The sequence below is a fragment of the Salinisphaera sp. PC39 genome, from assembly GCF_040361335.1.
Lineage (GTDB): Bacteria > Pseudomonadota > Gammaproteobacteria > Nevskiales > Salinisphaeraceae > APNM01.
This window is the reverse complement of sequence record NZ_APNM01000004.1, coordinates 1-21,282: the sequence shown is the minus strand read 5'-3', so window position 1 is coordinate 21,282 and position 21,282 is coordinate 1. Positions and strand designations below refer to the sequence as shown.

Sequence of the window (21,282 nt, the reverse complement as noted above, 5' to 3'; positions counted from 1 at the left end):
TAATCTGCGGATTATTTACTTGTCTTGTCGCCTGCGGGCGAACACCACGATCACGCCCGCCAGGATGACCAGGGCCGTGCCGAGGGCGTCCAGGGCGTCCGGTACCTCGCCCCAGAACAGCCAGCCGAAGCCGGCGGCGAACACCACCGCGGCGTAGATCAGCGAGCCCACGTGGGCCGCGGGTGCCAGGGTGTAGGCGCGCGTGAGCAGGAGCTGGCCCGCGGTGGCGAAGGCGCCGGCCGCGGCCATGGCCAGCCACGCATCGCGCCCCGGCCATTGCCAGGTAACGGCCGCGGGCGCGGCGGAGATCAGGGTGCCGAACACCGTGAAATAGAACACGATCCGCGTGGTGGGCTCGGTGTCGGCCATGCGCCGGATCGCGACCATGGCGGTGGCCGCCAGCAGGCCCGAGGCCAGCCCCACCAAGCCCGCCGGCGAGACCAGGCCGGTGTCCGGCTTGAGGATCAGGGCCACGCCGGCGAAGCCGATGGCCACCGCCGGGAACAGCCGCGCCGGCGGTTTCTCGCTGAGCCAGAGCCAGGCGATGAACGGGATGAACAGCGGCTGGCTGTAGTTGAACAGCACCGCGTTCGCCAGGTGCAGGTGGGCGATCGCGTAGAAGAAGCAGTACATCGCCGACAGCCCCACCGCCGCCCGCAGCAGATGCGCCAGGGGCCGCCGGGTGGCGAGCCCGCGCAGTCCGGGGCGCAGCAGCCAGGGGGCCAGCATCAGCAGCCCGAAGCCGTTGCGCAGGAACACGACGACGGTGTTCGGCAGATCGGCCGCGGCGAACTTGATCATCGCGCCCATGGCGGCGAACGCGGCCGCCGCGGCGACCGCGAAGGCGGCGCCGCCTTTCAGGTCGTGTGTCATGGCGATCGGTTATCGTCGATCCGTGATTGGCGCTTGCGAATCACCGGCCACGAATTACGGATCACGTCTCTTCGACGGGCGTGTCGGTACGGTTGCCCCAATCCGACCAGGCACCCGGATAGCCGCGCACACGCTCGAAGCCCAGGGCCTTGAGGGCCACGTAGGTATGGGCGGAGCGGTGGTGGCTGTGGCAGTACACCACCACCTCGTCGTCGGGCAGGATGCCGCGCTCGGCGAGCCGTTGCAGCAGTTCGTGCCGGGGGCGGAGCCGGTCGCGATCGTCCTTGAGCTCGGTCCATTCCAGGTGTGCGGCGCCCGGGATGTGGCCGCCGCGGGCGGCACGCACGTCGGCACCGGCGTATTCCGGCGCGCTGCGGGTGTCCAGCAGCTTCACTCCCGTGTCGTCGAGATGCCCCGCGATATAGTCGTGGTCGGCGATGCAGTCGCTCCGTGGTCGCACGGCATAGTCGGTGGCGTCGGGCTCGACCGTCCCCGACTCGGTCTCGTGACCGCCCGCCACCCAGGCCTGCAGGCCGCCGTCCAGGAGCGACAGCCCGCCGGCGTGACCGGCGGCGTCCAGGGTGAACAGCAAACGTCCGGCGGCACCGCCGCCGCTGCGGTCGTAGGCCACGACGTGGTCGTCGGGATGCAGGCCCAGGCGCGAGAAGACCGCGGCCAGGGCGTCGGGGTCGGGAACCAGCCCCTTGACCGGCGGCGCGTCGCGGGTGATCTCGTCGTAGCCCACGCGCACGGCACCGGGAATATGGGCCGCCCGGAAATCCGCCGGGGCGTCCACGGCCACGATGCGCAGGCCGGGATCGCCGCGCCGGGCGGCCAGGGTGTCGGCGTCCAGGATCAGCGGCAGTTCGCTCATGGCAGCCTCCGTGAGATCGCGGTCATTCGTATGAATCCACGGATTCCGCAGAGTCCGCAGATTCGGTATCGAGGTCGGGCCGGCCGTTCGCGATAACCCCGGCCTGCACGCCTTTTGACAATCCGCGGATCTGAACAGGTCAACCCGAAAAGGTCTTGATCCGTGTCATCCGTGAAATCTGTGGATTGTTAGCAAACCCCACAAGCGATGCCTTGGACTCGGCCGGACCGGACACGGGACCTAGCTGTGCTCTTCCGCCAGGTACAGCCAGGTCTCGACCACGGTGTCCGGGTTCAGCGACATGCTCTCGATGCCCTGATCCAGCAGCCAGCGGGCCAGGTCCGGATAGTCGGACGGCCCCTGGCCGCAGATGCCGATGTACTTGTCCGCGCGCCGGCAGGCGGCGATCGCCATCTCCAGCATCGCCTTGACCGCCTCGTTGCGTTCGTCGAACAGGTGCGAGATCAGGCCGGAGTCCCGGTCCAGGCCCAGGGTGAGCTGGGTCATGTCGTTGGAGCCGATGGAGAAGCCGTCGAAGTACTCCAGGAACCGGTCGGCCAGCAGGGCGTTCGAGGGCAGCTCGCACATCATGATCAGCTTGAGGCCGTCCTTGCCGCGCTCCAGGCCGTGCTCGGCGAGGATCTCGCTGACGCCGCGGGCCTCGTCCACGGTGCGCACGAACGGGATCATGACCTGGACGTTGTCCAGGCCCATGTCGTTGCGTACCCGCTTGACCGCGGCCAGTTCCAGCTCGAAGCAGGCGCGGAAGTCCTCGGAGACGTAGCGCGAGGCGCCGCGCCAGCCGAGCATGGGGTTCTCCTCGTCCGGCTCGTACTGGGCGCCGCCGATGAGGTTGGCATACTCGTTGGACTTGAAGTCCGACAGGCGCACGATCACCGGTTCCGGGTGGAAGGCGGCGGCGATGGTGGAGATGCCCTCGGCGAGCCGGTCGACATAGAACGCCACCGGGTCGGCGTAGCCGGCGATGTGGGCGCGGATGGTCTTCTGCAGGTCCGGCGGCTGCCGGTCGAACTCCAGCAGGGCCCGCGGGTGCACGCCGATCATGCGGTTGATCACGAATTCCAGGCGTGCCAGCCCCACGCCGCGGTTGGGGGTCGAGGCGAAGGCGAAGGCCCGGTCCGGGTTGCCCACGTTCATCATGATCTTGACCGGGATCTCGGGCATCTTGTCCATCTCGACCTCGTTGACCGCGAAGTCGAGCTCGCCCTCGTAGACGTAGCCGGTGTCGCCCTCGGCGCAGGACACCGTCACCGGCGCGCCGTCGGCCAGGGTCTCGGTGCCGTCGCCGGTGCCCACCACCGCCGGAATGCCGAGCTCGCGGGCGATGATGGCGGCGTGGCAGGTGCGGCCGCCGCGGTTGGTGACGATCGCGGAGGCGCGCTTCATCACCGGCTCCCAGTCGGGATCGGTCATGTCGGTGACCAGCACGTCGCCCGGCTGCACCCGGTTCATCTCCTTGATGCTGCTCACGTTGCGCACCTTGCCGGCGCCGATGCGCTGGCCGATGGATCGGCCCTCGCTGAGGACCCGGCCTCGCTTCTTGAGCTGGTAGGTCTCCAGCCGGTTGGTCTTGTTCTGGCTCTGCACCGTCTCCGGGCGCGCCTGGAGGATGTAGAGATCGCCGGTCTCGCCGTCCTTGCCCCATTCGATATCCATGGGACGGCCGTAGTGCTTTTCGATGATCAGGGCCTGTTTCGCCAGGGCCTCGGCGTCGGCGTCGTTGATCGAGAACTGCTGGCGGTCGGCTTCCGATACGTCCACGAACTCGGTGGTCTTGCCGTGGTCGGTGGCGTCGGTGTAGACCATCTTCACCGCCTTGCCGCCGAGGATGCGGCGGAGCAGGGCGGGGCGGCCGGCCTCCAGGTTGGGCTTGTAGACGTAGTACTCGTCCGGATTGACCGCGCCCTGGACCACGGCTTCGCCCAGGCCGTAGGAACTGGTGATGAACACCACCTTGTCGAAGCCGGACTCGGTGTCGATGGAGAACATCACGCCCGAGGCGCCGGTGTCGGAGCGGACCATGCGCTGGATGCCGGCCGACAGGGCCACCTGGCTGTGCTCGAAGCCCTTGTGCACGCGGTAGGAGATGGCGCGGTCGTTGAACAGCGAGGCGAACACGTCCTTGATCGCCAGCATCACGTTGTCCAGGCCGCGGACGTTCAGGAAGGTCTCCTGCTGGCCGGCGAAGGAGGCGTCCGGCAGGTCCTCGGCGGTGGCGGAGGAGCGGACCGCGACCGACAGGCCGTCGTGACCTTCGCACAGGGTGGCGTAGGCGTCCCGGATCTGCTGCTCCAGTTCCGGCGGGAAGGGATGCTCGAGCACCCACTCGCGGATCTTCGCGCCGGTCTCGGCGAGCGCGTCCACGTCGTCCACGTCCAGGGCGTCGAGCGCGGCGTTGATGCGCTCGTCCAGCTTGTCATGCGCCAGGAACTGCCGGTAGGCTTCCGCGGTGGTCGCGAACCCGTCGGGCACGTTGACGCCGGCCTCGTGCAAATGGCTGATCATCTCGCCGAGCGAGGCGTTCTTGCCGCCCACCCGGTCGACATCGCCCATGCCCAGTTCGCTGAACCAGACGACCTGATCCCCGGATACTTGACGCTGTTGCAATGGACTCACTCCACGATCGGAACCTGAAACAGGCGCGCATTTTACACGCTATGCCGCGCCGATGGCCCCTCGTCCGGGCGGGCGTGCCGGGGTGGTGGCGTCCGTGAGCGAGATCAAGCGCTCGGTCTTCTTCATCTCCGACCGTACCGGCATCACCGCCGAGACCATCGGCTCGACGCTGTTGACCCAGTTCGACGAGAGCGAGTTCAAGCAGTCGACGCTGCCGTTCGTGAACTCCAGCGACAAGGCCAACTCCGCGGTCGAATACATCGACCACACCGCGCGGACCAGCGGCCTGCGCCCGATCGTGTTCTCGACCACCGTCTCGGACGAGGTGCGCGGCATACTGCGCGGTTCGCAGGCGCTGTTCCTGGATCTGTTCGACCTGTTCCTGCCGGCGCTGGAGGGCGAGCTCAAGGTCAAGTCCGCGCATCGCGAAGGGCGCGCGCACGGTATCGCCGACGAGAGCACCTACCGCAGCCGCATCGACGCGATGAACTACGCCCTCAAGCACGACGACGGCGTGAGCGCGGACGGTTACGGCGGCGCCGGCGTGATCCTGATCGCGCCGTCGCGCTGCGGCAAGACGCCGGCATGCCTGTACATGGCCATGCAGCACGGGGTGTTCGCCGCCAACTATCCCCTGACCGAGGAGGACCTGGAGCGCCAGCGGCTGCCGGAGGTCCTCAGGCCCTACAAGGACCGACTGTTCGGGTTGTCCATCGATGCCGAGCGTCTGCACAACATCCGCAGCGAGCGCCGGCGCGGCAGCCAGTACGCCTCGCTGCCCCAGGTCAGCTACGAGCTGCGCCAGGCGGAAGCCCTGTACAAGCGCCACAATATCCCCTTCACCAACACCACCAACATGTCGATCGAGGAGATCGCGGCGGTGATCATGCAGGAGAAAAACCTGCGCCGGCGCACGTTCTGAGCCGACCCCCGGCCGTCGCCGGATCGCATTTCCTTCGCGATCGGTGTCCCGTATAGTCGAAGGCATGTTGAGCAAGCATGCCAAGCGGGGAAACCGGGCGCGCCAGCACTGGGCGCGGCCGCGCAGCTTTGCGGGTCTGATGGCGCTCTACGAGAGCAATTACCGTCGCCTGCAACGCCTGCTGCCGGAGTTGGACCTGCCGTTCGAGCAGGCCGTGTCGCACGCCCCTGCCGACCGCGACCTGCACCTGCGGGTGCTGGAGCGTTGCCCCTATACCCTGACGCTGCACCTAACCTACTGGTTCGAAGACGGCGAGGGCCTGCACGCCGATCCGGACCTGGCGGTCCGGATCTACCGCGACGCCGGTCTGGCCGAGGCCATCCGCTGCGATGCCCACTCCCGCTACGCGGCCCTGGCGGGCATCGACCTGGAGGAGGGCCGGGTGGTCAGCGAGCAGTGGCAGCGCAATCTCCTGCTCAACAAGTGGCTGGCCTTCTGTCTCCAGCAGGGCCACGGTTTCGGCATGGCGCACCGCCCCCGGTTGCCACACGACGGCTGACCATCATCGCGCGGGCTTGGACGCTCGACGTGTCCGTTTCCGCCTGCCGTCGCGTATTACTCGCCGTCCGGATTGAACTTGATGCCCAGGCGGGTGATATGGCCCTGGTGCACGTGGCGCACCGTCAGCCGCAACGGCCCCAGGCGCACGCTGTCGCCGACGACCGGCTCCCGATGGGTGCGCTCGCGGAACCAGGTGTCGAGCGAGACATCGGGGTCGGCATCGTCCAGCTCGATGGCGTATTGCGCCGCGAGATCCCCGACCGTGATGTCGCCGCGCACCTGGAACCGGCCGTAGAACGCGGACGGCCGATAGCGGCCGCGGGTGGCGCGCAGGCTGAACAACGCCGTCAACTCGTCCACGTGCCGGTTCGGTGTCAGGACCAGGGCGCGATCGCCCTCCCGGAATACCAGCGACTCCCGGGGCCATCGCAGCCGCCGGTCGCGGATAACGCCGACGCAGCGTACCGTCCGGTAGCGTGTCAACGAGGTCGGCGCATGGCCCAGGATGTCGGCGTTGCGCGCGACCCTCAACTGTACCAGTTCGTAGGGCAGGCGCGTATCGGCGCGTATCGGGCGTCGTTCCTCGGGCGCGTTGCGCTGGGGGAGCTCCAGGCCCAGGTTCCGCGCCAGAATCGCCACCGTGGGGCCCTGTATCAGAAGCGATACCAGGACCACGGCGAAGGTCGTCTCGAACAGGAAACGGCTATCGGGCAGGTCCGCCATGACCGGGAAGATCGCGAGCACGATCGGTACCGCGCCGCGCAGTCCCACCCAGCCGATGAAGACGATCTCCCGCGCCGGAAACCGGAACGGCGCGAGACAGGCCGCCACCGATGTCGGCCGTGCGACGAGCATCAGGAACAGCGCGACCGCCAGCGCGGGCAGCGCGCCCGAGAGCATCTCGCTGGGGGTGATCAGAAGGCCGAGGATCAGGAACATGCCGGCCTGGGCCAGCCAGGCGAGGCCGTCCATGGCCCGCAGCACGTGCTCGGTCGCGCGCGAGCGGCGTTGGCCGACGGTGACGCCCAGGAGATAGATGGCCAGGAAGCCGCTGCCGCCCAGAATGTTCACCAGGGCGAACACCAGCAGGCCGCCGGACGCGATCAGCAAGGCGTACAGCCCCTCCGCCAGACGGAGGCGGGCCAGGATCTCGGCCAGCAGGCGGCCCAGCAACAGGCCGCCGACAATGCCGTAGCCGAATTGCTGGAGGAACATCACGGTCAGCTCGCCGGCCGGCAGTCCGCCCGGCAGGGAGAAGCTTTCGACCAGGGCCAGCACCAGGAAGATCGCCATGGGGTCGTTGCTGCCCGACTCCAATTCCAGGGTCGCGCGCACGCGCTCGTTGAGGGCGATGCGGCCATGGCGGAGTTGGGAGAACACGGCCGCCGCGTCGGTCGATGCCATGATCGCGGCGAGCAACAGCGCGTAACGCCAGTCCAGGTCCAGCACGATGGTGGTGAATACCCCGAGCAGGCCCGCGGTGAGCAGGACGCCGACGGTGGCGAGGCCGAGGGCGGGCCGCAGGGCGACCCGAAAGGTCTCGCTGCGGGTGCGCAGCCCGCCGTCGAGCAGAATGATCGCCAGGGCTAGGTTGGCCACCAGGAAGGCAGTGCCGAAGTCATCGAACTCGATGCCGCCGGGACCGTCCTCGCCGGCGAGCATGCCGACGCCCAGAAAGATCACCAGAAGCGGGATGCCGAAGCGGGCGAGCGTGGTTGCGAGGACACTGACGAAGAGCAGCAGCGAACCGAGCAGCAGCAGGGTATTGATATCGGTCATGCGGCCATTCTAACCGGCGGCTCGCGGACTGCCGCCTGGCGGCCGTGGCCGCGACGGGTGCACGGCCCGGCGTACAATGATGGATAATCTCGCGGGTATCGGCACGTTGGAATCGGTATCGACTTCGCGCCCGCAGCGGTACGCAGTGCAGTTTTGGACATTTCGATGGCACGGGTGAGCAGCAATCGGCGTTATCGGGGCCTGAGCCCCCGACAGCGGCGCCGCGAGCGGCGCGAGCGTCTGCTGGAAGCGGCCGTGGCCGAGTTCGGCGAGAACGGTTACCAGAACGCGACCGTGCGCGGCCTGTGCGCACGCGCCGGTCTCACCGAACGCTATTTCTACGAATCCTTCGAAAACCGCGAGGCGCTCCTGTGCGAGGCCTATGATCACGTCCTCGGCCGCCTCTGGGGACGGGTCCAGGAGGCGATACGCACGGCGCCGGGCGACGACGCGCCGGCCCTGGCGCGCTCGGCCCTGCGGGCGTTCTTCGGCTTCATGCGCGACGAGCCGGCCGCGGCACGGGTCGTGCTGTTCGAGGTCCTGGGCGTCAGCGCGGCCGTCGATCAGCGCTACCGCGAGGCCATGCAGGGCTTCGCGGGGCTGATCCGGGAGCTGGCCCTGCCGCGCCTGCCCGCGGCGCTGGCGGCCCATGCCGAGGACGACATGCTCGCGGACGGCCTGGTCGGGGCGGTGGTGCACATCGCCATGCGCTGGGTCCTGGGCGGCTACCGCCAGTCGCTGACGCAGGTGACCGAGAGCGGGCTGACCATCTTCCGCGCCGTGTATGTCGAGCTCGCCAGCGCCGGGCCGGACACCCGCGCCGAGGCGGCGGGCGCATGAACCGTCTGGTGCGTCGGGCGCTGGAGCAGGGTCTGGCGCTCAACCAGGTCGCGGCCGCCACCGCCAACAACGCCTACGACCGGCTGTTCCGGCGCGAAACCCTGGTCAAGTCCGGTCTGACGCCTTTCGAATGCATTCACGAGGGCGACCCCATGGCGGTGCGGTATTACCCGCCCGCCGACGGCGGTCCGGGCCGGCCGGTGCCGCTGGTCCTGGTGCCGCCTCTCGGGGTGACCACCGAGACCTTCGACCTGCTGCCGGGGCGCAGTCTGGTGCGCTATATGTCGGAGCGCGGCTTCCGGGTCTACCTGGTCGATTGGGGGCGTCCGGAGCGGCGGCACGCCTCCCTGGGCCTGGCCGACTACGCCGACGACATGCTGGCGCAGGCATTGGCCGCGGTGCGCGCGCACTCGGGGAGCCGGGACGTCTCGCTGATGGGATGGTGCATGGGCGGCCTGCTGATGCTGATGCACGCCGGGCTCACCGGCGACCAGCGCATTCGCAACATCGTCACCGTGGCCAGCCCGGTGGACGCCCGCGGCGGCGGCATGGTGGCGGGGGTATCGCAGGCGCTGAACGCGCCCGCGCAACTGGTGCGTCGCTACAGTGAGTTCCGTCTGCACAACGTGGATCCGGCGCTGCTGCACGTGCCGGCCTGGCTGACCACGCTCGGTTTCAAGCTCACCGCGCCCCTGGCCAGCGTCACCAGCTACTGGGACCTGGTGACCCGGCTGTGGGACCGTGAGTTCGTGGAATCCCACACCACTACCTCGGACTATCTCGACAACATGCTCAGTTATCCCGGCGGGGTGGTGCGGGACATGCTGGTCAAGATGGCGATGGACAACACCCTGTCCCTGGGGCGCATCGAGATCGGGGACGGGGTCGCCGACTTCGGCCGCATCACCGCCGCCATGCTGGTGATGGCCGGTGACGCTGATCACCTGGTCGCGCCGCGCACCGCGTACAAGAGCCTCGATCTCGTGTCCTCGCGCGACAAGCAGTTCGTGATCGCGCCCGGCGGGCACATGGGGGTCATCCTCGGCGCCCGCGCCCGCGACAGCGTTTGGGCCACCGCCGCCGACTGGCTCGGCAAGCGCTCCGGCGACACCGCCGCCCCGTAATCCCTCCCGATTTCCCGCCGGGTTCCCGCGCGCTCCGGGCACGGACACTTGACAAGACAAAGTAAGTAGCGATACTACGCATAAAGTACGTAGCAATACTACGCACAATGAGCCGGTGCCGGGCACCGGCGCTGCGACGGCCTATTCGGAGGTGACGACATGAGCTTGATGGCACCCGTGCTGGAGAATCCCGAGACCGGGGAGCGCTTCGTCGACCGCAAGCGCTACCTCTGGCTGATGAGCGCGGTCTATCCGCTGGCGCCGCTGTTCTTCATCGTGCTGGCCTACGCCACGGGCTGGGCCGGTTGGCTCTGGGCCATGCCGGTGGCGTTCTACGGCGTGGTGACCCTGCTGGACCACGTCACCGGCGAGGACACCAACAATCCGCCGGAGTGGGCGGTGCCCATGCTGGAGGAGGACCGGTTCTACCGCTACCTGGTCTATGCCGCCGTGCCGGCCCAGTTCGCGACGCTCGTCGCGAGCGCCTGGGCCGTGGGCAGCGGCGTATTCCCGTGGTGGGGCGTGGCCGGCCTGGCGGTGTCCATGGGCATCATCGGCGCCTTCGCCCTGAACCTCGGCCACGAACTGGGGCACAAGAAGACCGAGAGCGAGCGCTGGCTGGCCAAGCTGGTGCTCACGACGGTCGCCTACGGCCATTTCTTCATCGAGCACAACAAGGGCCACCACCGTGACGTGGCGACCCCCGAGGACCCCGCCAGCTCGCGCATGGGCGAGAATCTCTACCAGTTCATGCTGCGCGAGATCCCCGGTGCCGCGCGCCGGGCCTGGAAAATCGAGGCCGAACGCATGCAGCGCAAGGGCCGGAGCGTGTTCAGCCTGGACAACGAGATCGTGCAGACCGGTTTGATGACGGCAGTCCTCTACGGCGCCCTGACCTGGGCCTTCGGCTGGATCGTGCTGCCCTTCCTCCTGGTCCAGGCGGCGATCGGCTGGTTCCATCTGACGCTGGCCAACTACATCGAGCACTACGGCCTGTTGCGCCAGAAGCTGCCCAGCGGGCGCTACGAGCGTTGCAGTCCGGAGCATTCCTGGAACACCAACCACATCACGTCCAACCTGATCCTGTTCCACCTGCAGCGCCACTCGGACCACCACGCCAATCCGACCCGGCGTTACCAGTCCCTGCGCAACTTCGAGGGCCTGCCGACGCTGCCGAGCGGCTATCCCGGCATGTGGCTCGCGGCCATGGTGCCGCCGCTGTGGCGGGCGATCATGGACAAGCGGCTGCTGGCGCATTACGGCCACGACATGACCCGCATCAACGTCGATCCGGCCAAGCGCGAGGCGCTGTTCGCCAGGCATCACCGGCCGCGGGAAGAGAACGCGGCCGCCTGACAGCGTTCCCCGCCGCCCGGCGCGATGCCGGGCGGCGGGATCAGTCAGTCCGTGTCGGGCTCCTGTCCGGCGTAGCGGGAGATGAAGGCGCGTATCCGGCGCCGGTGCAGGATCTCGAACATCCGGTTGATGTCCGGGATCACGCTGCGCATCAGGGCCTCGGCCTCGCGGTCGTCCAGGTCGTTGAGGTAGTTCTCGAACAGGCGGATTTCGCGGTCGAACAGCAGGTCCGCCGCCTCGACGATCATCTCCACGATGCGGGGGCTTATGCCCCGTTCGCGGGTCAGTCCGGCATCGCGGATGCTGGCCCAGAGCCGCAGCATGGATTCCTCCTCGCCGGTCAGCCGGGTTGCCTTTTCGCGCAACAGCCCGAGCTCGCGGAAGGCCTGGATCTCGTCCTGTGCCAGGTTCAGGTAGCGCGCCAGCTTGGACAGTTCGTGCGGCGGATGCGGCAGGCGCTCGCCCTCGGCGAGCTGCTCGCGCATGCGGGCGAACACCTGTAGCTGGCGCGGGCTGAACTCGTGCTCGCCGGTGTTGTGCAACACCGACTTGATCGCCTTGAGCGGCAGGAACTGGTCGTCCTGCAGGCGCCGGATCAGCTTGAGCAGCTCGATATGCCGCTCGCTGTACCACGCCATGTTGGGGGCGGTTTTCTCCGGCCGCGGCAGCAGCCCCTCATTGATGTAGAAGCGGATCGCTTCCCGCCCCACGCCGGTGCGCTCGACCACCTCGGAGATCTTGTAGCGATCGTCGCGTCGCGGTGTTCGCTTGCTCTTGGGAATGACGGCGCTCCGGCTGACGGCAATGCCCCATTCTAGCCCGAAACCGATGCCGGCGACCCGTCGTGATCCTGCATTGCCCCCGCGATATCAGCCACTTGCCGTCACCGTGCCGGTCGTCACGAAAGCTTCAGTTAGCCGTCATGCCGCCGCCACACGGGCGTCACGATCCGGGGCAAACATGACCGCCTTTCGTTACCGCAAGCCCAAGGAGAGGTCATGTCCCCCCGATTCCTCGCTACCTGTCTGCTGTCGTCGACCGTGCTGCTCCACGGCTGCAATGGCTCCGGCTCCGGCTCCGGCGACGCCGACTCCGAGCCGCCGTCCAGCAGCGTTGCCGGCGAGCCGCTGCGCATCGGCATCCTGCCCGATACCCAGGGTGGCGGCGACAATGTCTCCGTCCATCCCATGGAAGCCGTGTTGGCCAAGTACGAGGCCATGGGCGTGGACATCGTGATCCCGGTCGGCGACCTGACCGACCACGGTACCACCCGCGAGTTCGCGCAGTGGACCGGCGTCGCCGCGAAGTACCGGGACGGTGGCATGGAGTTCCTGCCCCTGATGGGCAACCACGAGGACAGCTATGCCTATTCCGTGGAGTGGATCGACAACATGCGGCACTACATCCCCGACGACGCGGTGCACATGTCGGGTGCGGAATACCTCAACTACTACGTGGTCCGGGACAACGTGCTGCTCATCGCCCTCAAGTACTACAACCTACCCATCGCCTTCCCCTGGATCAAGCAGGTCGTGGCCGAGCACCGCGACGACGTCGAGCATATCGTTATCGCCAGCCACGACGGCCTGATCGGCGCCAAGTACGGCGAGACGCGCGAAATGATCGTGGAGGGCGTCAAGGACGACAACCGGTTGTACGACCAATGGGACGAGATCCGGGCCTTCTTCTCCCGCCACGACGTGCTCTGGGTGCAGGGTCACGAGCACATGTACCAGCGTTCGGTGATCGAGGCCCCGATCGGCATCGATCCCACGTCCTGGACGTCGGACAGCGGCAACTACCGGCTGCCGCAATACACCCAGATCGTGGCCGGCAACGCCTCGTACAAGGGCTATGAATTCCGTTACGGCGAACGCGAGCTGGTGCAGCGTATCGTCCAGCAGAAGATGAACACCTACAAGAACGGCGCCACCGGCTACGACGTCAACGCCGCGGTGCTCACGTTCGACGGCGATCGCGTCGACTACGAGGCCTGGTTCGCCGAGCACACCATCACCGCCAACGAGGACGGCCCCAAGGAGCTGGCCGATCCCGCGTGGACGCTGCTCGACCGGTTCACCCGCACCGCGAACCGTTGCGAGCGTATCGTCTACCCCGACTCGATCCCGGCGGATACCCGGCCGGTGATGTATCTCGACCCGCTCTACCGCACCAACGAGTGCTACGGTACCGACGGCACGGTCGCCCGTTTGATCGACGGCGAGAACGACACCTTCAACCGGGTCGAGAGCCGGACCCGCACCCTGGAGTGGCAGCCCGGTTTCAGCCGTGCCGAGAGCCAGCCCGACCTGATGCGGCTCGCCTATCAGTACCTGTTCCGGTATCACCAGCCCTGGACGCCCAACCTCAACGGCGAGATCCGGATCGCGCCGGCCGCCGACGAATACGAGGTCGACGTGCCCGAGACCACCATCGACCTCAAGGAGCACCTGATGCTGAGTTGGCAGGCGGCCACGACGGAGACCGCCTCCGACATCCTCATCGTCAGCGGCACCCAGAACCAGACCGGCACCTTCAGCAGCGCCTACGGCGCCACCAAGGACATCGAGGCCGATGCCGGCCTGCCGGGCAGCCAGCCGGACGGCACTGCCAAGGCGCCGGTCACGCTGCCCGCCACGGCCACCAAGGCGTGGGATATCGCGCAGGCCGTGTCCGATCCCTATGTCCTGGAGTTGACCGCGGGCGACGGGATCGCACCCGGAGAGGTCGTCCTGGGCCACGCCACGGACGCCGGCTGGCAGCCGCTGGCGGATGCCGAGTGCGTGGTCGAGGCCACCTACAGCGAGGCCATGCTGGCGACGCCGCCCGCGCGGCCCGCGGCCTGTGCCGACCAGCCCGTGGTCGGCTACGACGCCAACTACGGCGGCCGCTGGTGGGCCATTCTCACCGAGGACGTCGAGGTCGCCCTGATCGCGGAATGACCGTGTCCGCGGGGTGGCCGCGATGGCGGCGGCCGCCCCGCGGGCCGTCGGGCCGGCAGGTTCGCCGGGGCCCGGCGGCCACCCCCAACGGCGGCGTGGACTTTCAGTGGCCGCGGTCACTGAAAATCCGCACCGGATTCGCCACCGCCGAAGCGGCTACGACATGGCATGACGCCCGTGGCCGGCCCTTTCCTACGTGATGGCGGGCAGCGGACGATATCGTGTAACTTGCGAAGATTGTCCTACAAAATCACGACGGAGGTGGTGCGTGTCGAAAGCCGACGATGGGGATCGATCGAGTCCGGAGGATGCCGTCTGCAACGTGACCGTCGAGTGTATCGACGGGAACCTTTACAGGGTCGCCTGGGACGAGCGCTTCACGGCAGCACCGGTGACGGTACGCGTCTCGCCGACAGCGGATGTGCCGGGCGATGCCGAGCCGGTGGCGGAGGGCGCGCGCGGCGGTGCCGAAGTGACCGTGCCGGGCGGAGCGCCGCGCTGGTACTTCCGCCTGGAGGCCGCCGACGGTGCGCCGCTCGTGGTCGCCGAGCGCGGCGTGACACTGGAGGGCGGCGTGAATTTCCGCGACCTCGGCGGCTATGCCGCCGCCGGCGGCCGGCGCCTGCGCTGGGGGCGGCTGTTTCGCTCGGGACACCTCGCGCACCTGACCGCGGCGGACCGCGAGGTGGTCGCGTCGCTCGGCATCTCCACCGTCTGCGACTACCGGCACCCGAACGAGCTGGCACGCGAGAACGCCGAATTGCCGAACGCGCCGGACGTGAACGTCATCGGCATACCGCCGGGCATCGGCAACTGGCGCATGCTGCACGAGCTGTTCGCGCGCACCACCGATCCCGAGGACACCGCGGCGGCGATGCACGACCTCATGGTCTACCTCGTGCGCGATGCGGCCCACTATTACCAGGGCCTGTTCGACGCCCTGCTCGAAGGCGCCCCCGGCGCCTTCCTGATGAACTGTTCCGGCGGCAAGGAGCGCAGCGGCGTCGGTGCCGCCCTGACGCTTTCGGCCCTGGGTGTGCCGCGCACGACCATCCTGTACGACTACATGCTGTCGTCGCGGTACACGCCGATCGAGCGGGAAGTGCCGAACGTGCTGGAGAAGTACGAGGTGGACCTGCCGTTCGATCAGGGCCGGGCCCTGATCCTGCCGCTGCTCGAGACACGGCCCAGCTACCTGAGCGCCGCGTTCGACACGATCGAGGCGGACCACGGCTCCGTCGAGGCCTTCCTGCGCGAGCGCTACGGCGTTGACGAGGCGGCCCGCGAGCGATTGCGCGAGTTGTATCTGTCCGCCTGAGCGCAAGTATGTGCGAAGGGTCGGTGTCGGGTGCCGACTAGCTTTACAAGCCGACCAGCACCCGCAGTTCGGCATCGGATAGTTCCGTGATCCACGGCTCGCCGCTGACCACGGTGAGTTCGGCCAGCGCTTTCTTGCTCTGGATCATGGCGTCGACCGGCCGCATCTGCCCGCGTCCCTGCGCGGCCATCGCCCGTTCGACCAGGGCATCGAAGTCAGCTTTCGCGTTCATGCTCGATCCACTCCCGGTCCACCATATGCAGGTTGCGGCCCACCCGTTTCAGATCCCGCCAGGCCGTGGCCGGTGTTGCCAGGCGCAAGGGCCGTTCATCCGTCTTGACGGTATGCGCCAGAATATCCTCCACCGGTCGTGCCGTATGGGTGAACTCGATCACCCCGTAGGGCGTGGGGTAGACCCCCTTGCGGCCCGTCGTCATGACCGTGAGACGGTCGATGGGAATCTGGGAGATGGCGCCGCACTCGGAGAGCAGCGATTCCAGGCTCAGGTAGTTGTATTCGCCACGGCGCATGGCGACGGCAATACGTTCCGCAATGCGGCTGTCGTCTTCCGCGCCCAGCGGGTTCACATACACCCCGCGGCACACCCGTTCCAGCAGGCTTTTGTCGGTCAACCGGGCCAGCCCCTTGGTCAGCGTCTTGTCGCTGTCCTCCGGGAACAGGTGCGCGAGATCTCGCCGGGTAAACATCCAGCGCCCCTCGCGATTGCAGCGGTGCAGCACCTTATTAGCAACATCCATATCCATGCGCAACAACTACACAGTAAAGCCCCCTATAAAGGGTTTTTATGTTCACTTGCAGGCGATGGGCGCGACCTTATCCCTCGCGGCCACCACCCTGTGTAGTATGTTCGCAGTACATCCGACAGCACCACTCCGGAGCCCGCCGTGAAGCCAACCAAAACTGAGACCATCACCGTACGCATCGAGCCCGGCGTCAAGGCCGGGCTGAAGACGATGGCTGAGCGAGAGCGGCGCAGTATCGCCAATATGATCGAAGTGATGATCCGGGACTATTGCGGGCGGGAAGGCATCGAGATTCCGGAGACACTGGCCGCCGGGGCAGGAGGCGAGAAGTCCCTTTAGCCTGGCGGCTCGAATCTGCTCTGTGCGCAACCCCAATACTTTCCACAGGGAAATCAAGGTATGGCCTCCATTAATCACAACGCAGAAGACGCCGCACGCGATATCGATACCGACACGCTATGGCAGGCAGCCGACAAGCTTCGAGGGGCCATTGATGCCGCCGAGTACAAACATGTGGTTCTCGGCCTGATCTTCCTGAAGTACATCTCGGATGCCTTTACGGCCCGCCGGGAAAAGCTGGCCGAAGAGCTCAAGGCCGACGGGATCGAAGGCGAACAGGCCGAGAATCTGCTGGAACAGCGCGACGAATACACCGCCGAGAATGTCTTCTGGGTGCCGCCGGAGGCTCGCTGGGACAAGATCCAGGCGCGGGGCAAGGACCCCAATATAGGCAAGCTCATTGACGATGCCATGTATGCCATTGAGCGGGACAACCCCAAGCTCAAGGGTAAGCTGCCGCGTGACTACGCACGGCGCGGCATCGCGCCGGAACGGCTGGGCGGCTTGATCGACTTGATCGGCTCCATCGCCATCGGGACGGATCAAGCCCGCGCCAAGGATGTGCTCGGCCGGGTCTACGAGTACTTCCTCGGCAAGTTCGCCGCGGCCGAAGGCAAACTGGGCGGGGAGTTCTTCACGCCCCGGTCGGTCGTGCGACTGCTGGTGGAGATGATCGAGCCCTACGAGGGCCGCGTTTTCGACCCCTGCTGTGGCTCCGGCGGCATGTTCGTACAGTCCGAAAAATTCGTCGAAGCGCACGGCGGTTCCAAGCGGGACATCTCCATCTTTGGCCAGGAGTCCAATCCCACCACATGGCGGCTGGCGCACATGAACCTGGCCATTCGGGGGATCGAGGCCAACCTGGGAGAGCAACCGTCAGACAGCTTCACGCGCGATCTGCACCCGGACCTCAAGGCCGACTACATACTGGCCAATCCCCCTTTCAATATGTCCGACTGGTCCGGCCAGTTACTGCGCGACGACGCGCGCTGGAGATTCGGTCCGCCACCGGTGGGCAATGCCAACTACGCCTGGATTCAGCACTTCATCCATCACCTGGCCCCGCCCAATGGCCGTGGCGGCGGCATTGCCGGCTTCGTTATGGCCAACGGATCGCTGTCTTCCAATACCTCCGGTGAGGGCGAGATCCGCAAGAACATCATCAAAGCGGATCTGGTGGACTGCATTGTCGCCATGCCGCCGCAGCTCTTCCTCACCACCGGTATTCCCGTCTGTCTGTGGTTTATCAGTCGGGACAAGACCGGTAGGAACATCAAGGATGGTGGTCGTGATCGGCGCGGGGAAACCTTATTTATTGATGCGCGCCAGATGGGGACCATGGAAACCCGCACGCTGCGTGTGCTGTCCGGCATCAATGGTTTTCCCGCCGCGCCCGATACCGATATCGGCCGCATTGTCGGCGCCTACCATGCCTGGCGTGGCGAAGAGGGTGCGGATGAATACCAAGATATCCCCGGCTTCTGCAAGTCTTCGAATCTTGAAGAGATTCGTAAGCACGGCCACGTGCTGACACCCGGACGCTATGTGGGTGCGGCGGAAGCGGAGGACGACGGCGAGCCCTTTGAGGAGAAGATGCAACGGCTAACCGAAGAACTGCAAGCGCAGTTTGCTGAATCCGATGCACTGGAAGCACGGATCAAGTCGAACCTTGAGGGGTTGGGCTATGGGGGATGAACTGTCCCAAAATAATTATCAGACGGTGGAGCTGGGTGATTTAGGCCGGATAGTGACCGGAAAAACTCCATCGACCAAGGTGCCTGAGTATTTCGGAGGTGATATTCCTTTTGTCACACCGTCTGATATGGACGGCCGAAAAACTATTTCTTCAACTGACCGTTACCTAACCCAGGATGGGGCGTCGGCAGTTAAGAGTGCGATTGTTCCTGAAGGCTCAGTAATGGTTTCATGCATTGGCTCGGATTTGGGGAAAGTCGCATTTACTGGAAGAATGTCTGTTACGAATCAACAAATTAACACGATTATTGTTGATAGAGACCGATTCAATGCAGAGTACATCTACTATGATCTCAGTACTCGGCAAAATGAACTAAAAACGCAGGGGGCAAGCGGCTCGGCTGTTCCTATCCTCAATAAAGGGCACTTTTCCAAGCTCCACATAAAACTGCCACCTCTCGATACTCAAGCGGCCATCGCGAATATCCTCAGCGCGTTCGACAACAAAATCGAACTAAACCGCCAGATAAACCGCACGTTGGAAGCCATGGCACGGGCCATCTTCAAGGCGTGGTTCGTAGACTTCGAGCCCGTGAAGGCCAAGGCGGCCAGTGCAACCAGCTTCCGTGGCATGCCACAGGACGTTTTCGACCAACTGCCTGCCAAGTTGACTGAATCCGACTTGGGGCCAGTCCCGGAGGGGTGGACACATTTGCCAATCGGGGATCTGGTTGAAGTTGTAGGCGGTGGCACGCCCAGCACGAAGAACTCCGACTTCTGGGAGCAAGGGGAGTACCCGTTCTGTACCCCCAAAGACCTTTCAAAACTATCTGCGCCAATACTTCTCGATACTGAGCGTCACATTACGCGAGCAGGGGTCGACAAGATAAGCTCTAGGCAACTGCCAGTAGGTACGGTGATTCTCTCGTCGCGTGCGCCGATCGGCTACCTCGCGCTGGCTGAAACACCCGTTTCGGTAAATCAGGGCATTATTGCCATGGTTACTGGAAAGGTCCCGAACAGCTATATCCTGCTTTGGACGGAAGAAAACATGGAGATCATAAAGTCCAGGGCGGGAGGTAGTACGTTTGCTGAAATCAGTAAGCGGAACTTCAGGCCAATCCCTGTTCTTCGTCCAGATGACACTACGCTACAGACGTTCGGAGAGATAGCGCAGTCGCTGTTTGCTCGTATTGCGTCGAATGAGCGGGAGTCTTGGACGCTTGCCGCCATTCGTGACACTTTGCTTCCGAAGTTGATCTCCGGTGAGATTCGGGTGCCAGAGGCCTTGGAGGGTGCCGATGGCGGATGAACACTACGGCGCAATCTTTCAGCTATCTGCTTGTCGGGAGTTGCTGGATGCCCACCCGGAGTCACTGCGCATCCGTGAACAGGTGGAAGCGCTGGAAGAGGCCATGCCGGATCGCCCGGGGGTGGTAGTTTCGTTCTGCCGGACAATCATCGAGACGACCTGCAAAACGATCCTGACCGATCGCAGTGTGCAGGTAGACCCGTCTTGGGAAGCACCGAAGCTGATTGCGGAGGCGCTGAAGTACCTCAATCTTGGCCCTAGTGAAGATGGAGGGGTGGATGCCAAGCTACGCAGTGGTGCCGAGTCGCTGGTTCGGGGCTTGAACCAGATCATCGTAGGCGTGGTGGAGATTCGCAACGCGCATGGCTCGGCCGCACACGGAGCCGATGCCTATGAACCGCTGCTGGATAGCCGCTATGCCGAAATTTTGGCGCGTGCGACCGATGCCGTCGTGGGGCTGCTGTTCAGGACGCATCTGCGATCAGCGCATCATGATCCGTTATCGCGTTTTCGCTATGGAGATCACTCAGACTTTGACGAGTATATCGACAATGATTACGGCCCGTTCGAGGTGCTAGATGTTCCGTTGATTGCCAGCGAAGCGCTCTACCACACTGATTTCCAGGCTTACCGGGCAGCGCTGGTGCTGTTCCGCCAGGAACAGGAACCTGAGGTTGAAGAAACGACTCGAGAGGAGGCCAGTCCATGACTATAACCCAAATAACGCTGGACCCTCACGATCGATTCAGTATCGGTGATGAAGCCATTATCGGTCCCATCCAGACGGATGCCGGGGGTGAGGACCTCAGCAGTCAAGTCGAACATCTTGACGATATTCGCGTCCGCATAGGAACGCTCCTCAAGACAGAGACGGTTTCGTTCCTTCTGGGGGCAGGGGCGTCCGTGGATTGTGGGGGGCAATTGATTGGTTCCGTACCGTTGGTTGTCGAACGACAATTGCAGAAAGACGGCATTAGAGGTGCGGAACGGCCACGGATTCGGAAGTGGGTCAAGACATTTTACCGGGCTGTTCAGGCAGCAGGCGGCGATGGCGCGCCCGTAACGCGAGAGAACATACTTGCACGCAGAGAGGTGCTCAACGGCGGCGATGCGGAAGCGATGCCTGCGAATTTTGAGCAAGTGCTCGCAATGCTTATTCGCTGGCGCTCGGCCTTACCGAAGGACGACGGCCGACTACGGATCGAGGCCTCTCCCGCAATTGATGTCAACGCGGATGATCTGGACCAGTGCATCGCGCGTGCAACGCGAGCGTTGGCAAATGCGTGTTCACTGCCAACCAGCGACAAGGAAGACGGGCTTCTGACCTACAAAAACCTTGTTCGCAAACTGTTGACGCGCCCGCTGAACCTGAAGCGAGTCAATGTTTTCACTCTCAACTATGACACGCTTGTTGAGCAGGCGGCGGATGCCGAGGGTGTGGTCCTGCTGGACGGTTTTGTCGGTACTCAAAGCCGTGTGTTCCGTCCAGAGAGCTACGAGCAAGATCTGTATTTTCCGGCAGAAACGACCGAAGGTCGAGTGCACCGGTTTGATCGAGTCTTGCACCTTTACAAATTGCATGGCTCCATTACCTGGACGGGGAATCAGCCCACCATTGATGATCCCTATGGGGTAAAGGCAGCGGCCTTCGATCCAGATGCGACTGACCCTCTCCTGATTTATCCCACGCCTGCCAAATATGGGGAGACGCTCGGATTGCCCTACTCCGAGCTTTTTCGCCGTTTTGCGAGCACTGTCGCACGGCCTCAGTCGATTCTGTTCGTGATTGGTTACGGCTTTGGTGACGAGCATGTTAATGCGATTATCCGTCAGGCATTGGCGGTTCCGAGTTTTACCTTGGTTGTTGTGGATCCCTCCCCAAAAAGTGATTTCATAACACTAGTGTCCGGTTAAATTATCGAACAAATTCAATTGGTTATTGATTT

General features: G+C 65.0%; 19 protein-coding genes. 12 read left to right on the top strand and 7 right to left on the bottom strand.

Annotation, left to right across the window (positions count from 1 at the left end; genetic code table 11):
• Positions 1 to 15: 15 nt before the first annotated feature.
• The 3 genes from PC39_RS05075 to ppsA all read right to left on the bottom strand — a co-directional run bounded on the left by PC39_RS05075 (position 16) and on the right by ppsA (position 4,375).
• Complete coding sequence (locus tag PC39_RS05075) at positions 16 to 873, bottom strand: DMT family transporter (protein WP_353252279.1); 858 nt, start codon at positions 871 to 873, stop codon at positions 16 to 18.
• Positions 874 to 934: 61 nt separating this feature from the next.
• Complete coding sequence (locus PC39_RS05070; RefSeq protein ID WP_353252278.1) at positions 935 to 1,747, bottom strand: sulfurtransferase; 813 nt, start codon at positions 1,745 to 1,747, stop codon at positions 935 to 937.
• A 240-nt stretch (positions 1,748 to 1,987) separates the two neighbouring features.
• On the bottom strand, positions 1,988 to 4,375 hold the full coding sequence (ppsA, locus tag PC39_RS05065; RefSeq protein WP_353252277.1) for a phosphoenolpyruvate synthase: 2,388 nt from the start codon (positions 4,373 to 4,375) through the stop codon (positions 1,988 to 1,990).
• A 112-nt stretch (positions 4,376 to 4,487) separates the two neighbouring features.
• On the opposite strand from ppsA, the gene ppsR reads away from it, so the two are divergent.
• Together ppsR and PC39_RS05055 are read left to right on the top strand one after the other, a co-directional pair.
• Entirely contained in the window at positions 4,488 to 5,306 is an 819-nt protein-coding gene (gene ppsR, locus PC39_RS05060; RefSeq protein ID WP_353252483.1) for a posphoenolpyruvate synthetase regulatory kinase/phosphorylase PpsR, read from the top strand.
• A gap of 64 nt (positions 5,307 to 5,370) precedes the next feature.
• Positions 5,371 to 5,865 (top strand): DUF1249 domain-containing protein, encoded by a 495-nt coding sequence (locus tag PC39_RS05055; RefSeq protein WP_353252276.1) that lies wholly within the window; start codon positions 5,371 to 5,373, stop codon positions 5,863 to 5,865.
• A 56-nt stretch (positions 5,866 to 5,921) separates the two neighbouring features.
• On the opposite strand, the gene PC39_RS05050 is transcribed toward PC39_RS05055, so the two are convergent.
• A complete protein-coding gene (locus PC39_RS05050) occupies positions 5,922 to 7,646 on the bottom strand; it encodes a potassium/proton antiporter (RefSeq protein WP_353252275.1) in 1,725 nt (574 codons plus the stop codon).
• Positions 7,647 to 7,811: 165 nt separating this feature from the next.
• Between PC39_RS05050 and PC39_RS05045 the strand changes: the two genes are divergently transcribed.
• The 3 genes from PC39_RS05045 to PC39_RS05035 all read left to right on the top strand — a co-directional run bounded on the left by PC39_RS05045 (position 7,812) and on the right by PC39_RS05035 (position 10,966).
• Positions 7,812 to 8,486, top strand: a complete 675-nt coding sequence (locus PC39_RS05045; protein ID WP_353252274.1) for a TetR/AcrR family transcriptional regulator — start codon at positions 7,812 to 7,814, stop codon at positions 8,484 to 8,486.
• Complete coding sequence (locus PC39_RS05040; protein ID WP_353252273.1) at positions 8,483 to 9,610, top strand: alpha/beta fold hydrolase; 1,128 nt, start codon at positions 8,483 to 8,485, stop codon at positions 9,608 to 9,610. The genes PC39_RS05045 and PC39_RS05040 overlap by 4 nt, the downstream gene beginning before the upstream one ends.
• A gap of 159 nt (positions 9,611 to 9,769) precedes the next feature.
• Complete coding sequence (locus tag PC39_RS05035) at positions 9,770 to 10,966, top strand: alkane 1-monooxygenase (RefSeq protein WP_353252272.1); 1,197 nt, start codon at positions 9,770 to 9,772, stop codon at positions 10,964 to 10,966.
• Positions 10,967 to 11,010: 44 nt separating this feature from the next.
• On the opposite strand, the gene PC39_RS05030 is transcribed toward PC39_RS05035, so the two are convergent.
• Positions 11,011 to 11,703: a MerR family transcriptional regulator gene (locus PC39_RS05030; protein ID WP_353252482.1), complete on the bottom strand. Its 693-nt coding sequence runs from the start codon at positions 11,701 to 11,703 to the stop codon at positions 11,011 to 11,013.
• Between the two features lie 261 nt (positions 11,704 to 11,964).
• On the opposite strand from PC39_RS05030, the gene PC39_RS05025 reads away from it, so the two are divergent.
• Positions 11,965 to 13,908 carry a metallophosphoesterase family protein gene (locus PC39_RS05025; RefSeq protein WP_353252271.1) on the top strand — a complete coding sequence of 648 codons (1,944 nt, stop codon included), beginning with the start codon at positions 11,965 to 11,967 and terminating at the stop codon, positions 13,906 to 13,908.
• A 322-nt stretch (positions 13,909 to 14,230) separates the two neighbouring features.
• A complete protein-coding gene (locus PC39_RS05020) occupies positions 14,231 to 15,226 on the top strand; it encodes a tyrosine-protein phosphatase (RefSeq protein ID WP_353252270.1) in 996 nt (331 codons plus the stop codon).
• Positions 15,227 to 15,269: 43 nt separating this feature from the next.
• On the opposite strand, the gene PC39_RS05015 is transcribed toward PC39_RS05020, so the two are convergent.
• Together PC39_RS05015 and abiEi are read right to left on the bottom strand one after the other, a co-directional pair.
• A complete protein-coding gene (locus tag PC39_RS05015; protein WP_353252269.1) occupies positions 15,270 to 15,458 on the bottom strand; it encodes a hypothetical protein in 189 nt (62 codons plus the stop codon).
• Positions 15,442 to 15,990 carry a type IV toxin-antitoxin system AbiEi family antitoxin gene (gene abiEi, locus PC39_RS05010; protein ID WP_353252268.1) on the bottom strand — a complete coding sequence of 183 codons (549 nt, stop codon included), beginning with the start codon at positions 15,988 to 15,990 and terminating at the stop codon, positions 15,442 to 15,444. The genes PC39_RS05015 and abiEi overlap by 17 nt, the downstream gene beginning before the upstream one ends.
• A gap of 141 nt (positions 15,991 to 16,131) precedes the next feature.
• Between abiEi and PC39_RS05005 the strand changes: the two genes are divergently transcribed.
• Genes PC39_RS05005 through PC39_RS04985 form a run of 5 tightly spaced genes read left to right on the top strand, consistent with a single transcriptional unit; the run spans position 16,132 to position 21,250 of the window.
• The gene (locus PC39_RS05005; protein WP_353252267.1) at positions 16,132 to 16,329 is read left to right on the top strand and encodes a type II toxin-antitoxin system antitoxin; all 198 of its coding nucleotides are present in this window, start codon (positions 16,132 to 16,134) and stop codon (positions 16,327 to 16,329) included.
• 60 nt (positions 16,330 to 16,389) lie between these two features.
• Positions 16,390 to 18,024: a type I restriction-modification system subunit M gene (locus PC39_RS05000; RefSeq protein ID WP_353252266.1), complete on the top strand. Its 1,635-nt coding sequence runs from the start codon at positions 16,390 to 16,392 to the stop codon at positions 18,022 to 18,024.
• Positions 18,014 to 19,336: a restriction endonuclease subunit S gene (locus PC39_RS04995; protein WP_353252265.1), complete on the top strand. Its 1,323-nt coding sequence runs from the start codon at positions 18,014 to 18,016 to the stop codon at positions 19,334 to 19,336. The genes PC39_RS05000 and PC39_RS04995 overlap by 11 nt, the downstream gene beginning before the upstream one ends.
• Positions 19,326 to 20,045 carry an abortive infection family protein gene (locus PC39_RS04990; RefSeq protein WP_353252264.1) on the top strand — a complete coding sequence of 240 codons (720 nt, stop codon included), beginning with the start codon at positions 19,326 to 19,328 and terminating at the stop codon, positions 20,043 to 20,045. Before PC39_RS04995 ends, PC39_RS04990 begins: the two co-directional genes overlap by 11 nt.
• Positions 20,042 to 21,250: an SIR2 family protein gene (locus PC39_RS04985; protein WP_353252263.1), complete on the top strand. Its 1,209-nt coding sequence runs from the start codon at positions 20,042 to 20,044 to the stop codon at positions 21,248 to 21,250. The genes PC39_RS04990 and PC39_RS04985 overlap by 4 nt, the downstream gene beginning before the upstream one ends.
• Positions 21,251 to 21,282 lie beyond the last annotated feature (32 nt).

Excerpts from the sequence above, each read along its gene's own strand:
- PC39_RS04985 (WP_353252263.1), top strand. The coding sequence starts at position 20,042 with ATGACTATAACCCAAATAACGCTGGACCCTCACGATCGATTCAGTATC.
- PC39_RS04995 (WP_353252265.1), top strand. The coding sequence starts at position 18,014 with ATGGGGGATGAACTGTCCCAAAATAATTATCAGACGGTGGAGCTGGGT.
- PC39_RS05035 (WP_353252272.1), top strand. The coding sequence starts at position 9,770 with ATGAGCTTGATGGCACCCGTGCTGGAGAATCCCGAGACCGGGGAGCGC.
- PC39_RS05025 (WP_353252271.1), top strand. The coding sequence starts at position 11,965 with ATGTCCCCCCGATTCCTCGCTACCTGTCTGCTGTCGTCGACCGTGCTG.
- PC39_RS05050 (WP_353252275.1), bottom strand. The coding sequence starts at position 7,646 with ATGACCGATATCAATACCCTGCTGCTGCTCGGTTCGCTGCTGCTCTTC.
- PC39_RS05070 (WP_353252278.1), bottom strand. The coding sequence starts at position 1,747 with ATGAGCGAACTGCCGCTGATCCTGGACGCCGACACCCTGGCCGCCCGG.
- PC39_RS05015 (WP_353252269.1), bottom strand. The coding sequence starts at position 15,458 with ATGAACGCGAAAGCTGACTTCGATGCCCTGGTCGAACGGGCGATGGCC.
- abiEi (WP_353252268.1), bottom strand. The coding sequence starts at position 15,990 with ATGGATATGGATGTTGCTAATAAGGTGCTGCACCGCTGCAATCGCGAG.
- PC39_RS05075 (WP_353252279.1), bottom strand. The coding sequence starts at position 873 with ATGACACACGACCTGAAAGGCGGCGCCGCCTTCGCGGTCGCCGCGGCG.
- PC39_RS05055 (WP_353252276.1), top strand. The coding sequence starts at position 5,371 with ATGTTGAGCAAGCATGCCAAGCGGGGAAACCGGGCGCGCCAGCACTGG.
- PC39_RS05040 (WP_353252273.1), top strand. The coding sequence starts at position 8,483 with ATGAACCGTCTGGTGCGTCGGGCGCTGGAGCAGGGTCTGGCGCTCAAC.
- PC39_RS04990 (WP_353252264.1), top strand. The coding sequence starts at position 19,326 with ATGGCGGATGAACACTACGGCGCAATCTTTCAGCTATCTGCTTGTCGG.
- PC39_RS05045 (WP_353252274.1), top strand. The coding sequence starts at position 7,812 with ATGGCACGGGTGAGCAGCAATCGGCGTTATCGGGGCCTGAGCCCCCGA.
- PC39_RS05000 (WP_353252266.1), top strand. The coding sequence starts at position 16,390 with ATGGCCTCCATTAATCACAACGCAGAAGACGCCGCACGCGATATCGAT.